At 61.6% G+C, this 13,891-nt stretch carries 15 protein-coding genes and 1 other RNA gene; 11 read left to right on the top strand and 5 right to left on the bottom strand.

Features of this window, described 5'->3' with window-relative positions:
* Window positions 1-103: 103 nt before the first annotated feature.
* Window positions 104-235, top strand: coding sequence for a hypothetical protein (locus JJQ76_RS18160; RefSeq protein WP_281411998.1), 132 nt, complete (start codon window positions 104-106; stop codon window positions 233-235).
* On the opposite strand, the gene JJQ76_RS12345 is transcribed toward JJQ76_RS18160, so the two are convergent.
* From JJQ76_RS12345 to JJQ76_RS12330, 4 genes are all read right to left on the bottom strand, one after another.
* Window positions 232-816 carry a 5-formyltetrahydrofolate cyclo-ligase gene (locus JJQ76_RS12345; RefSeq protein WP_210397157.1) on the bottom strand — a complete coding sequence of 195 codons (585 nt, stop codon included), beginning with the start codon at window positions 814-816 and terminating at the stop codon, window positions 232-234. The two genes, JJQ76_RS18160 and JJQ76_RS12345, sit on opposite strands and share 4 nt — an antisense overlap.
* A gap of 26 nt (window positions 817-842) precedes the next feature.
* Window positions 843-1,022, bottom strand: a non-coding RNA gene (ssrS, locus tag JJQ76_RS12340) — 6S RNA.
* Window positions 1,023-1,091: 69 nt separating this feature from the next.
* On the bottom strand, window positions 1,092-1,382 hold the full coding sequence (locus JJQ76_RS12335; RefSeq protein WP_210397156.1) for a cell division protein ZapA: 291 nt from the start codon (window positions 1,380-1,382) through the stop codon (window positions 1,092-1,094).
* A complete protein-coding gene (locus JJQ76_RS12330; protein ID WP_210397155.1) occupies window positions 1,382-1,588 on the bottom strand; it encodes a TIGR02449 family protein in 207 nt (68 codons plus the stop codon). Before JJQ76_RS12330 ends, JJQ76_RS12335 begins: the two co-directional genes overlap by 1 nt.
* Window positions 1,589-1,757: 169 nt before the next feature.
* Between JJQ76_RS12330 and JJQ76_RS12325 the strand changes: the two genes are divergently transcribed.
* From JJQ76_RS12325 to JJQ76_RS12290, 8 genes are all read left to right on the top strand, one after another.
* On the top strand, window positions 1,758-2,345 hold the full coding sequence (locus tag JJQ76_RS12325; RefSeq protein WP_210397154.1) for a UPF0149 family protein: 588 nt from the start codon (window positions 1,758-1,760) through the stop codon (window positions 2,343-2,345).
* A gap of 12 nt (window positions 2,346-2,357) precedes the next feature.
* Window positions 2,358-3,674, top strand: coding sequence for a Xaa-Pro aminopeptidase (gene pepP, locus JJQ76_RS12320; protein WP_210397153.1), 1,317 nt, complete (start codon window positions 2,358-2,360; stop codon window positions 3,672-3,674).
* Window positions 3,671-4,939 carry a 2-octaprenyl-6-methoxyphenyl hydroxylase gene (gene ubiH, locus JJQ76_RS12315; protein ID WP_210397152.1) on the top strand — a complete coding sequence of 423 codons (1,269 nt, stop codon included), beginning with the start codon at window positions 3,671-3,673 and terminating at the stop codon, window positions 4,937-4,939. Before pepP ends, ubiH begins: the two co-directional genes overlap by 4 nt.
* On the top strand, window positions 4,929-6,194 hold the full coding sequence (locus tag JJQ76_RS12310) for a UbiH/UbiF/VisC/COQ6 family ubiquinone biosynthesis hydroxylase (RefSeq protein WP_210397151.1): 1,266 nt from the start codon (window positions 4,929-4,931) through the stop codon (window positions 6,192-6,194). Before ubiH ends, JJQ76_RS12310 begins: the two co-directional genes overlap by 11 nt.
* Window positions 6,195-6,274: 80 nt before the next feature.
* Complete coding sequence (gcvT, locus tag JJQ76_RS12305) at window positions 6,275-7,378, top strand: glycine cleavage system aminomethyltransferase GcvT (protein WP_210397150.1); 1,104 nt, start codon at window positions 6,275-6,277, stop codon at window positions 7,376-7,378.
* 39 nt (window positions 7,379-7,417) lie between these two features.
* Entirely contained in the window at window positions 7,418-7,810 is a 393-nt protein-coding gene (gene gcvH, locus JJQ76_RS12300) for a glycine cleavage system protein GcvH (protein WP_210397149.1), read from the top strand.
* Window positions 7,811-7,888: 78 nt separating this feature from the next.
* Window positions 7,889-9,082 carry a class I SAM-dependent rRNA methyltransferase gene (locus JJQ76_RS12295; protein WP_210397148.1) on the top strand — a complete coding sequence of 398 codons (1,194 nt, stop codon included), beginning with the start codon at window positions 7,889-7,891 and terminating at the stop codon, window positions 9,080-9,082.
* A 28-nt stretch (window positions 9,083-9,110) separates the two neighbouring features.
* Window positions 9,111-10,148: an NADP(H)-dependent aldo-keto reductase gene (locus JJQ76_RS12290; protein WP_210397147.1), complete on the top strand. Its 1,038-nt coding sequence runs from the start codon at window positions 9,111-9,113 to the stop codon at window positions 10,146-10,148.
* Window positions 10,149-10,292: 144 nt separating this feature from the next.
* Here JJQ76_RS12290 and JJQ76_RS12285 read toward each other — a convergent pair whose 3' ends face one another.
* Complete coding sequence (locus JJQ76_RS12285) at window positions 10,293-10,952, bottom strand: histidinol-phosphatase (protein ID WP_210397146.1); 660 nt, start codon at window positions 10,950-10,952, stop codon at window positions 10,293-10,295.
* Between the two features lie 132 nt (window positions 10,953-11,084).
* On the opposite strand from JJQ76_RS12285, the gene JJQ76_RS12280 reads away from it, so the two are divergent.
* The gene (locus JJQ76_RS12280; RefSeq protein WP_210397145.1) at window positions 11,085-11,588 is read left to right on the top strand and encodes an RNA pyrophosphohydrolase; all 504 of its coding nucleotides are present in this window, start codon (window positions 11,085-11,087) and stop codon (window positions 11,586-11,588) included.
* A 3-nt stretch (window positions 11,589-11,591) separates the two neighbouring features.
* Window positions 11,592-13,874, top strand: a complete 2,283-nt coding sequence (gene ptsP / locus JJQ76_RS12275) for a phosphoenolpyruvate--protein phosphotransferase (protein ID WP_210397144.1) — start codon at window positions 11,592-11,594, stop codon at window positions 13,872-13,874.
* Window positions 13,875-13,891: the final 17 nt, after the last annotated feature.

The following is a 13,891-nucleotide window of genomic DNA, read 5'->3' as shown; positions in this document are numbered from 1 at the left end:
TGGCCGATACAGGGCTTAACCCTTTGTATTGGCTTTGCTGCATGGATGTGAGAAGCTTGCGCGCTGGGTGTCGTATGGGCTATTCAACAAAGACAACAAGACGATGAAAAAAGGGCCAGATCCCATTCTTATTTTAGTGCTGGTGTTTGTGATCGGTTTCGTGATTACCGGTGTTAGCAAAACCGAATTCACCGCCGAACGCCAGACGCCGGTGACCAAGAGTCTGCGCGGCTAAACGCTGCGGTAGAGCCGTCGGTCCGAGGCGATACCCGCCAGCGGAATATCCCAGCTGGCCAGCGGTAGTCGCTCCACCTTCTGTAACTCGTGTGCGAGCCCAATCAGGGTCGGGCTGCGTCGTGTCTGACGGGTCTTGAACGCGAAGCTGCGGTCATAAAAACCGCCTCCCATTCCCAGGCGTCCGCCCTGGGGATCGAAAGCCACCAGAGGAAGCAACACCAGATCCAGCGACCAGGCCGGGACTCGCGGATTAAGCTTGTCATGGGGCTCGTCGATACCAAAGCGGTTGCGCTGCATCGGGCAGCCCGGGCGGTAGCGCACGAACCACAGGCGGTTGTGCCTAATCGGGTGCAGTACTGGCAGGTAGCAGCGTTTGCCCATTTTCAGCGCCAGTTCGAGCAGTGGTTGGGGTGATATTTCGCCATCGCTGGCGAGATAAAAGGCAACGCGATCGGCGCGGATAAAATCGGGATCGCGACTCAGTAGCCGGCACAGGCGAGCGGCGGCCTGGGACTGTTGCGAGGGGCTGAGAGCGCGACGTCCGCGGCGCATCTGTTGACGAAGTTGTTGGCGATCCATCTGTAATCGTCGCGGCGGAAAAAGGCAGGCTCCCCGCAGTGCCGGTGTTGGTTGTGGCCCTGAACCCGAAGGTTCAAGGTGGCGGTTTCCGCATCACGTTAGGCTTTCCGTCTTGCGGACATGCACATCGGTAATGACTGAAAACCTCCGGGAAAATGCTTATCGGCTCGAGGGACTTAACCAACTGCCAAACACCTCAGGGAGTAGCCTCATTATACGCAGCTGCGCTGGAATGTCAGTCTTGATTAACTGGGTAACTGTGCTACCGGTCACCGTTATTTGGGGCCCAGCGCCGCGTCGATACGCTGGCTGAGTGTTTCGATGGCGCGTTCCAGCTGCTCCCGCTGCGCCCGTTCGGCCTGCAGCTCATGGCTGAGATTCAGCGCAGTCATCACCGCGATCCGGTCCAGGCCGAACACTTTGCCCCCGCTCTTAACTTCGGACATTCGCCGGTTGAGGTCAGTGGCCGCGTCGAGCAGCCCAGCCCTGGCTTCGGGCGGGCAGGCGATGACGAACTCTTTGTCGAGAATCTTGATGGTGACGTGACGATTGTCCGGGCTTGGCATCAGGCCTGCTCCATGGCTTTCAGGCGACTAATCATCGCTTCCACCTTGCTGCGCATGGCATCGCGCTGGCGTAGCAGCTGCATCCGTTCGTTGCGCCATTCGCTGTCACGGGCGCGCAACGCACGGTTCTCTTGCTCCAGTTGTTGGCAATGAGCAACCAGGCGGTTCAGTTGGGAGTCGAGCTGAGCGAGTGCGTGGCTATCCATAAGTGGTGATTCTGGTGGGTTCGCGCCTCACTATAATGGGGGGGTTCCGCCAGGGTCAATCGGTTCCTGTAACAGGCTTGCCCACATGGCGGCTCTGCGGCCTAAGTGCTAGCATGGTCAGCCTTTGTAGCCCCTCAGCGGGGTATTAATTCCACCGAGGTCTGTGACGTTGAGTGAAGAATCTGTAAAACCCGCCCTGCCATCCTTTGATGCCCTGGCGGATCTGTTTGTAGCCCAGGGGGCGCTGGTATCACCCTCCGAGGTACAAGGCTATCTGGTGGGCGTTCTTGCTGCCGGCCAGCGTCTGGCGGCGGCGCGATGGCTGGAGGTAGCCGCGGAGCAGTTGGGGGTGGATGAACTGATCGTTGACGGCTTGCCGGAGACGCTAGAACAGCTGCGCAGCGTGACCCAGACCCAATTGGAGACTCAGGGCTTTGAGTTGCAACTGCTGATGCCGGACGATGAGGCTGATGTCAGCCAGCGTGCCGATTCGCTGGGTGTCTGGTGTCACGGTTTTCTTGCCGGCTACGCGCTGGCTGGCGGTTCGATGAGCGCCAATCTCGGCGAAGATGCTCGCGACGCGCTGGAGGACTTTGCCCAGATAGCCCAGATTGCGGTCGACCCCGATGACTCCGACAGCGAGGGGGATTTCGAAGAGGTGTATGAATACGTGCGTATGGCTGCACTGCTACTCTTTTCTGAATGTAACCGCGCAGGCCCTGAAGAGTGCGCCCCGCCCGGGACCTCCTTGCACTGATCCGAGGTGATCATGACCCTCACGCCCACTGACTTTGCTCGTCGTCGCGCAGCACTGGCGGCCCGCCTCCCGGCGGGATCGCTACTGCTGCTGCCGGCAGCAACGACCCGCTACCGCAACCGCGACGCCGAGTATCCCTTTCGCCAGCACAGCGACTTTCTCTACCTGTGCGGTTTCCCCGAACCGGATGCCTGGCTGGCGCTCAAGGTAACTGCCGACGGCTTTCAAAGTGTGCTGTTCGTGCTGCCGCGTGACCCGGAAAAGGAGATCTGGAACGGTTACCGCGCCGGCCCGGCCGGTGCCGTAAGCGACTATGGTGTCGATGCCGCCCATGAGCTGCAACAGCTCGATCTGGAGGTGGTGAAGCTGCTGGCCGACTGTGAGGCGATCTACTATCCCTTTGCCGACCGCGATGCGGCGGAGCGGGTGATGAGCTGGCGCCGCCGCTCGGCCGAAGGTAGCCGCGAGGCGGCGACGGTAGCTCAGGCGCTGCATAATCTCGAGCCGCTGCTGCACTCCATGCGGCTGGTCAAAGACCCGCAGGAACAGCAGCTGATGCGCGAGGCGGGCCGTATCAGCGCCGATGCTCATCTGCGGGCGATGCAGGCCTGCCGCCCCGGGCTACATGAATACCATTTACAAGCCGAGATCGAGTACCACTTTGCCCGGCAGGGCTGCCGTTCACCGGCCTACGCCACCATCGTGGGCGGCGGGGCAAACGGCTGCATTCTGCATTACACCGAGAATCAGGATCTGCTGCAGAGTGGTGATCTGGTGTTGATCGACGCGGGGTGTGAGCATCAGGGCTATGCCGGTGACATCACCCGTACATTTCCGGTCAACGGGCGTTTCAGTGATCCCCAGCGGGAACTCTACCAGCTGGTGTTGGATGCCCAGTTGGCGGCGATCAGCGAGGTGCGTCCCGGTGCTCATTTTAACCGCCCCCACGAGCGCGCGGTGGAGGTGCTGACCGCCGGGCTGCTGGAGCTCGGCCTGCTCAGCGGCGAACTGGCGGCGTTGATCGCTGATGAAGCGTATCGCCCTTTCTATATGCATCGTACCAGCCACTGGCTCGGACTGGATGTGCATGATGTGGGCGACTACAAGCAGGGCGGAGAGTGGCGGCTGCTGGAGCCAGGGATGGTGCTGACCATTGAGCCCGGGCTTTACGTGGCACCGGACAACGCGCAGGTGGACGCCCGTTGGCGCGGCATCGGTATTCGGATTGAAGACGACGTGCTGGTGACGGCGTCAGGATGCGAAATTCTGACCGCCGCCGCCCCCAAAACGATCGCCGAGATAGAACAGCTGATGGCGGGGGCGACATGACGGCGCGTTACGATATCGCCATTGCCGGGGGCGGCATGGTTGGCGCTTCGCTGGCGCTGGCGCTGGCCAAGGCAAGCTTGACGCAGCCGCTGCGTATTGCGCTGTTCGAAGCCTTTCCCCTGCCCCGGATTGATCAGGTGCCGCTTCCCCCCAGCTATGATGCCCGCTCGACCGCGCTCTCATACGGCTCCGCCCGTTTGTTTGAGCAACTCGGGATCTGGGCGCACCTGGCAGGAGCAGTTGCGGCGATAGAACGGATTGAGGTCAGTGATCGGGGCCATTTTGGCGTAACGCGTCTCGATGCCGCCAGCGAGGGGATGCCGGCTCTGGGTTATGTGGTGGAAAATCGGGCCCTGGGGCGCACGCTGCTGGAGGCGGTGGCGGAACAAGACAATATCGAACTGCTGTGCCCGGCTGAGGTGGTCAGCGCGCGGATGACCAGCGATGGCATGAAGTTGCGGGTCAGTGATGAAGCCGATCAGCTCAGCGACTGTCTGGCGTCATTGCTGGTGGTGGCGGATGGTGGCCGTTCCGGTCTCTGCGCGCAGTTGCAGATTGACCAGCAGCAGACCCCTTATGAGCAGTGTGCGCTGATCGCCAATCTGACTCTGGACCGCTCCCATCAAGGGTGCGCGTACGAGCGCTTCACTGCCGACGGACCGATGGCTTTGCTGCCGCTGAGTGATGACGCCGAGGGGCAGCCGCGCGCCGCATTGGTATGGAGCGTACCCCTGGAGCAAGCTGATGAACTGTGCGGCTGGGATGACGACCGTTTTCTGGCCGAGTTCCAGCGCCGCTTTGGTTACCGTGCCGGATGCGCGCTGCGCATTGGCGAGCGCCACAGTTACCCTCTCAGCCTGGTGCGTGCTCGGGAGCAGGCCCGGCGCGGCACTGTGGTGCTGGGTAACGCAGCTCACACGCTGCACCCGATTGCGGGGCAGGGGTTCAATCTGGCTCTGCGTGGGGCGCTGGCGCTGGCGGATCGGGTTGTAGCCCAGCGCAATGCCGCTGGCGCCCTCGATGATCTGGCCATGCTGCAGGCGTATGTGGACGGTCAGCGAGCGGATCAGCGCAAGACCATCGGCTTCAGTGATCTGACCACGCGGCTATTCAGTAATGCACGTCCGCCGCTGGTGGTTGCGCGCAACCTGGGGTTACTGGGGCTGGACCTGATTCCTGCCTTGAAACAGAGTTTTGGCCGCAGTGCCATGGGGTTGGATCAGCCCGCCCCGTCATTTTTGCAGGAGATCGTCGATGAGCGCTGAACCGACCGACGTCGATGTGGTGATTGCCGGCGGTGGCATGGTGGGACTGACGGTCGCCTGCGCATTAGGCAGCAGCGGTCTGTCGGTGGCCGTGATCGAGCCACGCCCGGATCAGGATGATTACCGTGCGTTGCGCGCTGGCCCGGATGCGCCCTTCGATCCCCGTGTCAGTGCTCTCACCGATGCATCACGGGCCATCCTGCAAGGGGTGGGCGCCTGGCCGCTGATGGCGCGGCTGCGGATGCAGCCCTATCGCCGAATGCAGGTTTGGGATGGACCCGGTACCAGTGAGATCTGCTTTGACGCCGCCGAGCTGCAGCGCGCCCATCTGGGCCATATCGTTGAAAACCGGGTTACTTTGGCTGCGCTGGCGCGCGTTGTTTCCGGGCATCAGTCCATTACCCGGCTCGATGGTGCTCGCATTGCCGAGCTGCAGGGGCCGCAGCCGGGCGCCGGCGGTTTGTCGCGCCGCCAGCTGACTCTGGAGGATGGGCGCGTGTTGCGGAGTCGATTGGTAGTGGCGGCTGACGGGGCCCGATCGCCCACGCGTGCACTGGCCGGCCTGACCGTAAGCGAATGGGATTACCAGCATGATGCGCTGGTAACGACCTTGCGGTTGGCACAACCCCACCAGTCGACCGCCTGGCAGTGCTTTACCGAGCAAGGCCCGCTGGCGTTTCTTCCCCTGCCCGCGCTGGATGATGGCTATCACCGGGTGTCGATCGTCTGGTCGACGCCGCCGGCCCATGCCCGCGAGTTGCTGGCACTGGACGAGGCCGCCTTCTGTCGTCGGATCGCGCTGGCGTTCGATCAGCGTTTTGATGTTCTTGGATGTGATGCGCGCCACTCTTTTCCGCTGACCCAACGTCATGCGCCGCACTACGTCGACGACGGCATCGCGCTGGTGGGCGACGCGGCTCACACCATTCATCCGCTCGCCGGTCAGGGGGTGAATCTGGGCTTGCTGGATGCCGCTACGCTGGCAGAAGAGGTGCAGGCCGCGGTGGCGCAGCAGGCGGACTTCAGCGATCTGCGCATTCTGCGCCGTTACCAACGGCGCCGTCAGGGGGAAAACCTGAAGATGATGGGGCTGATGGCCGCGTTTCGCCATCTTTATGGTGATGTGCCGCCGGCGGTGCAATGGTTGCGCAACTTCGGTTTGCGCCAGGTGGGCGACTGTCTGCCGCTGCGCCAACTGCTTAGCGCCCAGGCTCTGGGGCTTGGAGGCAGCCTGCCCCGAATGGCGCGAGGCTAAGTTGAATTCGGCGCAACGAGTCTATACATTCTCTATCCCCTCGAACCCGCGCGGGTTCTGTTAGCGAGCGAGACGACAACATGGGTCACAAAACAGCGATCTACCAGCAGCATTTGGCCATGGGCGCCAAGGTGGTGGACTTCGGCGGTTGGGATATGCCGCTGCATTACGGTTCCCAGAAAGAGGAGCACCATCAGGTACGCCAGGACGCCGGCATGTTCGATGTATCCCACATGACGGTGGTGGACGTTAAGGGCAATGACGCCCGTGATTACCTCCGCTACCTGCTGGCCAATGATGTCGACCGACTGAAGGTCGAGGGCAAGGCGCTTTATACCGGCATGCTCAGTCAGGACGGCGGGGTGATTGACGACCTGATCGTCTACCGCATGGGCACGCCCGGGTCGTCCGGCGAGTGGTTCCGGCTGGTGGTCAATTGCGGTACCCGCGAGAAAGATCTGCGCTGGATGGCGGAGCAGGCGGCTCGCTACGAGGTTGCGCTTACCGAGCGCCCGGAGCTGGCGATGATTGCCATTCAGGGCCCCAATGCGCTGGCCAAGACGCGCAGCGTGGTCAGTGAATCCAAGGGCCGCGTGATCGATAGCCTGTCGGTGTTTCAGGGTTTGCCGGTTGAAGGTTGGTTTATTGCCCGCACCGGCTACACCGGCGAAGACGGTCTGGAGATCATGGTGCCGGAAGATGAAGCCGCCGATTTCTGGCAGGCACTGGCCGATGCGGACGTGGCCCCTTGCGGTTTGGGCGCGCGCGATACCCTGCGGCTTGAGGCCGGCATGAATCTGTATGGCTCCGACATGGACGAGTCGGTGTCGCCCCTGGCCGCCAACATGGGGTGGACCATTGCCTGGGAGCCGGCCGAGCGTGCTTTTATCGGTCGTGAGGCGCTGGAGCATCAGCGCGCACAAGGACTGGTGTTGAAACAGGTCGGTCTGGTGCTGGAAGAGCGCGGCGTGTTGCGCGGCCATCAGAAGGTTATTGTCGAGGGTGTTGGCGAAGGTGAAATCACCAGTGGTAGTTTCTCTCCGACCCTCAATCTATCCATCGCCCTGGCGCGCGTTCCCGCGGCCACCGGCGATACTGCCGAGGTCGAGATTCGGGGCAAACGCCTGCCCGTCAAAGTGATCAAGCCCGGTTTCGTTCGTCACGGAAAAAAGGTCTATGCTTGACCTTTACCACCCTGCTGCCTTGCTTAAGAGGAAACCAGAATGAGCAATATCCCCGCCGAGTTGAAGTATGTCTCCAGTCACGAATGGGTTCGTGACGAAGGCGACGGCACCTACACCATCGGCATCACCGATCATGCCCAGGACCTGCTGGGAGATGTGGTGTTCGTCGAGCTGCCGGAAGTGGGCGCCAGCTTTGGTGCCGGTGATGATATTGGTGTGGTTGAGTCGGTCAAGGCAGCGTCCGACATCTATGCGCCGATCAGTGGTGACGTGGTGGCGATCAACGAGGCGCTGGAAGACGCACCGGAGACGGTCAACAGCGACCCCTATGCCGATGGCTGGTTCTTCCGTATCAAGGCCAGTGACCCGGCGGAGATTGGCGACCTGCTGGACGCCGATGGTTACGCCGCGGTCTGTGAAGCGGAAGAGTAACCCTGCCGCGGGAGTGGTCCGTCAGGCCACTTCCGCCACAATCCGCTATAATCCCGCTCCTTAACTCAGGAGCCCATCATGTCTTTGCAAACCCTGCGGCTACGCCCCAAAGCCGACAAACGCCTGCGCGGCGGCCACCTGTGGATCTACAGCAACGAGGTGGACACCCAAAAATCTCCGCTTAAACAGTTTCAGTCCGGTGAGCAGGTCGTGGTGCAGAGCGCTGACGGCAAGGCGCTCGGTGTGGCTTACCTTAATCCCAATAACTTGATCTGTGGCCGCCTGGTCAGTCGCAACGCCAGTCAGGCACTCGACCGCTCGTTGCTGGTTCACCGGATCAACGTTGCCCTATCCCTGCGCGAGCGCTGTTTCGATCAACCCTGTTACCGGCTTGTCTATGGCGATAGCGATGGCCTGCCGGGGCTGGTGGTGGATCGCTTTGGCGATGTGCTGGTGGTGCAGATTTCGACCGCGGGGATGGAAGCGCAGCGCCAAGCGGTGGTGGAAGCGCTGGAGCAGGTGTTGAAACCCAGTGCCATTCTGCTGCGCAATGATGGCAAGATGCGTGCAGCGGAGGGGCTTGAGAGCTACGTCGAAGACGCATTGGGACAGGCACCGGAACTGGTTCCGCTGGAGGAGAACGGGACGCAGTTTCTGGCACCCGTGCGGGAGGGACAGAAAACCGGCTGGTTTTATGATCACCGCATGAATCGTGCGCGGCTGCAGCACTACAGTCGCGGCAAACGGGTGCTGGATGTGTTTAGTTACATTGGCGGCTGGGGGGTGCAGGCGGCGTTCGCGGGCGCGACTTCAGTGACCTGTGTTGACGCGTCGGCGTCGGCGGTCGATCTGGTGCACCAGAACGCCGCTCTCAATGGCTGTGAAGAGAAGATCGAGACCCTGCAGGGTGACGCCTTCGAGGCCCTCAAACAGCTTAAGGAGGACAGCCAGCGATTCGATATCGTGGTGGTGGACCCGCCGGCGTTTATCCAGAAGCGTAAAGACCTGCGTAATGGCGAGCAGGCCTACAGCCGCATCAACCAGCTGGCGATGCGACTGTTGGAACGCGATGGCTTGCTGGTATCGGCATCTTGCTCCATGCATCTGCAGCGCGAACGACTGGTGGATCTGATTCGTGCCGGCAGTCGCGCCCTTGACCGCCAGGCACAGATTATCGAGCAGGGCGGGCAGGGGCCGGATCATCCGGTTCACCCGGCCATCCCAGAGACCGAATACATCAAGTCGATGCTGGTGCGGGTAACGCCGGCTTAATCCTTCCCCTGGCGAACAGGAGTCTGCGATGGAGTATAAAACCCTCGGCGGCAGCGACCTGCGGGTCAGCCGTATCTGCCTCGGTACCATGACCTGGGGCCGCCAGAACAGTGAAGCCGACGCCCACGCCCAGCTTGATCTCGCTACGGCTGCCGGGGTGAACTTTATCGACACCGCGGAGATGTACCCGATTCCGCCCAACGCCCAAACCCAGGGTCTCACCGAGCGCTATATCGGTAGCTGGCTGGCGGCGCGTGGAGGTCGGGAACGGCTGGTTATCGCTACCAAGGCGGCGGGGCCCGGTAGCGCCATGAAACATATTCGCGGCGGCCCGCGGCTCGATCGCAGCCATCTGCGGGCTGCGGTGGAGGCAAGTCTGGCGCGGTTGCAAACCGATTATATCGACCTCTATCAGCTGCACTGGCCGGAGCGGGTGGCGAACTATTTTGGCCAGCTCGACTATCGGCACCGCCCGGAGAAGGACGGCATTGAGCTACTGGAGACGCTGCAGGCATTGGCGGAACTGGTGCAGGAAGGCAAGATCCGCCAGATAGGGGTCTCTAACGAAACCCCTTGGGGCGTGATGCGCTACCTGCAGCTGGCACAGCAGCACGGCCTGCCGCGCATGGTGTCGGTGCAGAACCCCTATAGCTTGCTCAACCGCAGCTGCGAAGTGGGTCTGGCCGAGGTGATGCTGCGTGAGCAGGTGGACCTGCTGGCGTACTCGCCACTGGGGTTCGGTGTGCTATCCGGCAAGTATCTGTGCGGCCAGCAACCCGACGATGGCCGTCTGACATTGTTCCCCAGCTATCAGCGCTACAGCACGCCTGTTGGAGTCGCTGCGACCGAGCGTTACGTGCAGCTGGCACGAGACTGGGGGCTGGACCCGGCGCAGATGGCGCTGGCGTTTGTTAACTCGCGCGCGTTCCTCGGCGGCAATATCATCGGCGCTACGACGCTGGCGCAACTGCAAAGCAATCTGGCGAGTATCGAACTGACGCTGTCAGCCGAACAGCAGGAAGCGCTGGACGCGGTCCACCGCGACTATTCCAATCCCTGCCCCTGATGAGCAATCCGGCGGGTAGATAGACTGACCGGGGACGCCAGTATTGGCAGTCAGGCCATTTCGAGCCCCGCGACTCAGTCATGTCGCCCAGTAACGCCCGCCCGAAGGGGGCAAAACGGGCAGGCATCCTATTAGCCCACCCGGTTAGCGGTCGCGCAGGCTGATGACGCGCCAGCCGTTGGTCTCGGCGTGCTGGCGCAGCTGTTCGTCGGGGTCTACGGCGATGGGGTGGGTGACCTCCTCCAGCAGCGGAATATCGTTGTGCGAGTCGCTGTAGAAATAGCTGCCTTCGAGGGAATGCCCCGTCTCCTCCAGCCAGGCGTGCAGGCGCGTCACCTTGCCGCCCTGATAACAGGGTGTTCCGGTGGCGCGGCCGGTATAGCGGCCATCAATCAGCTCGGGCTCCGAGGCCAGCAGGTCGTCAACCCCCAACGCGTCGCCAATGGGGCCGGTGATGAAGCGGTTGGTAGCGGTGATGATCAGCAGGAAGTCCCCAGCAGTGCGGTGCTTTTGCAATAACGCCTGCGCCTTGGGCAGCATGACCGGGGCGATCTTGGTGGCCATGAATTGCTGGTGCAGGGTACGCAGTTCGTCCGGGGTGAAGCGGCTTAGTGGCTGCAACGCAAATGCCAGATAGGCGTCAATGTCCAGCTCGCCGCGTTGGTAGTCTGCGTAAAAGCGGTCGTTGGCGCGGGCGAACTCTGCGCCGTCGACCAGTTCGTGCTCTACCAGAAATTCGCCCCAGGCGTGGTCGCTATCGCCAGCAATAAGGGTGTTGTCCAGATCAAAAATGGCCAGGCTCACTGCGTTGTTCTCCCCCGTGTTCAGCAAGCCACACAGCATAGTGATAGCGCCCTCGGGGTGCAATTGCCGGGCTGATTGGTCAATCACAAAAAGTGTGGAACAATAGGGCGGATAATTAGAAGGAACATGTGCGTGATTGATTCAGACGGCTTTCGTCCCAATGTCGGCATCATCCTCTCCAACGCGCGGGGCCAGGTTCTTTGGGCCCGCCGGGTGGGACAGGATGCCTGGCAGTTCCCGCAAGGGGGAATCAATGGCAGCGAATCGCCAGAGCAAGCCATGTACAGGGAGCTGAAAGAGGAGGTCGGGCTGGAACCGCACGACGTCGAGATCATCTCCTGTACCCGCGGCTGGCTCCGTTACCGGCTGCCCAAGCGCATGATCCGCTATCACTCCAAACCCCTGTGTATTGGTCAGAAGCAGAAATGGTTTTTGCTGCGTCTGGTGGGGTCAGAAGAGCGGGTTCGGTTTGATCAATCCGGTAAACCCGAGTTTGATGGCTGGCGCTGGGTCAGCTACTGGTACCCGTTGGGTCAGGTGATCTCGTTCAAGCGTGAAGTTTACCGCAGTGCGCTCAAGGAGCTCATGGGACGTCATGCACGCCTGGTGCGTCAGGTGCCGGAGCGGAGCCGCTGATTTATGCTTGATGTCCTGCGCCGGATCGTTCAGGAAGTCAACGCAGCCGCCAGTCTTGAGTCGGCGCTGAAGATTATCGTCAGCCGCGTTCAGCGGGCGATGAAGACCCACGTCTGTTCGGTCTATCTGTTTGATGCTAACACTCAACACTATGTGTTGATGGCAACCGAAGGGCTCAACCCCAAACTGGTGGGGCAGGTGCGACTGGCACCGTCCGAGGGCATCGTCGGCAAAGTGGCGGCCCGCGCTGAACCCATCAATCTGGAAGATGCCGCTTCCCACCCCTCGTACTATTTTGTCAGTGGTTCGGGCGAGGAAAACTATCACTCCTTCCTCGGCGTGCCGATCATTCATCAGCGCAATGTGTTGGGCGTGCTGGTGGTGCAGCAAAAGCATCGCCGCCGCTTTGACGAGGGTGAAGAGGCGCTGTTGGTTACCATGTCGGCCCAACTGGCCGGGGTTATCGCTCACGCTGAAGTTACCGGCGGTATCAGCGTCAGTGAAACCGGCCCGGTGCGGCAGGATGCCAAGTTTGACGGTGTCTCCGGTGCGCCGGGGGTGGCCCTGGGTAACGCGGTCGTTGTAGCGCCGCCGGCGGACCTGGACGGTGTTCCGGACCAGCAGATTGAGGATATCGAGCACGAACTGGAGCGTTTCAGCAGTGCGCTGGAGCAGGTTCGGCATGATATCCGGGTGGTTGGTCGCAGTCTGGCCAAGCGCCTCAAGGGAGAAGAGCAGGCGCTGTTCGACGTCTACCTGCGCATGCTGGACGACAATGCTCTGGCCGGCGAAGTGATGGCAAAAATTCGCCAGGGGCAGTGGGCTCAGGGGGCGTTGCGGCAGGTCGTGCAGTCCCATGTGCAGAAGTTCGGCCTGATGGACGACCCTTACCTGCGCGAGCGCGCCACCGACATCAAGGATCTGGGGCGGCGGGTGCTGGCACGATTGCAGGAAGATACCCCGGATATCTGTCATATCTTTCCGCCCAATACCATTCTGGTAGCCGAGGAGATTACCCCAGCCATGCTGGGGGAGGTGCCCACCGACCGTTTGGTGGGGCTGGTGTCGGTGCTTGGCTCTGGTAACTCGCATGCGGCGATTCTGGCTCGCTCCATGGGCATTCCCACAGTGATGGGGGTGGTCGATCTGCCCGCCACGCGGATTCATGGCAAACAGCTGATACTGGACGGCTTTACCGGGCGCGTATTTGCCAACCCTTCACCGGAGCTGACCCTTCATTACGCTGAAATTCTGCGCGAAGAGACCCGGCTGACCAAAGGGCTGGAGTCGCTGCGTGACAAGCCCGCTCGCACCCTTGATGGCTACGATATGCCGTTGTGGGTGAATACCGGTCTGGTGACCGATATTGCGCTGGCGCTCGACCGTGGCGCGCAGGGAGTCGGGCTGTATCGCACCGAAGTGCCTTTCATGATCAAGGAGTGCTTTCCCAGCGAGCAGGAGCAGGTCGAGAGCTATCGTCGCCATCTGGAGCCCTTTGCGCCGCAGAGCGTAACCATGCGGACGCTGGATATCGGTGGAGACAAGGCGTTGCCCTACTTCCCGATCGAGGAACAGAACCCTTCTCTGGGCTGGCGCGGTGTGCGGGTGACGCTGGATCACCCCGAGATCTTTCTGGTGCAGGTACGGGCGATGCTGCTCGCCAGCGAAGGGCTGGATAATCTGCGCATCATGCTGCCGATGATCTCTACGGTTACCGAGATTGACGAGGCGATGGCGTTGATTGAGCAGGCCTTTGCTGAACTCAACGACGAAGGGCATCAGGTGATTCAGCCCGAGGTCGGGGTGATGATCGAAGTCCCGGCGGCGGTCTATCAAGTGCGCGACATCGCCCGGCGGGTCGATTTCGTCTCGGTGGGCAGTAATGATCTGACCCAGTACCTGCTGGCGGTGGATCGCAATAACCCGCGTGTTGCCGGGCTCTACAACCATTTCCATCCGGCGGTGCTGCAAGCGCTGCAGTTTGTGGTTACAGAGGCTCATCGGGAAGATGTGCAGGTGGGGATCTGCGGTGAAATGGCCGGCGATCCCGGCGGTGCGCTATTGCTGATGGCGATGGGGTACGACGTGCTGTCGATGAGCTCCAACAATCTGCCGCGGGTCAAGTCGGCGGTGCGGGGAGTCAACCTGACCGAGGTGCGCGAATGGCTGACGGAGCTGTTGGCGCTGGATTGCCCCCAGCACGTTGAAGCGCGGCTGTCCGACCACTTGCGGGCAGCGGGGCTGAGTCGATTGCTGCGCCCGAGTCCGGCCGAAATGGAGCGCTAATCCGCTTATGGCGGCGG

Origin of the sequence: Motiliproteus sediminis (assembly GCF_017912535.1) — a bacterium.
Classification (GTDB): domain Bacteria; phylum Pseudomonadota; class Gammaproteobacteria; order Pseudomonadales; family Balneatricaceae; genus Motiliproteus; species Motiliproteus sediminis.
Note: the sequence above shows the minus strand (reverse complement) of the source record. Positions and strands in the feature narration are given on the sequence as shown.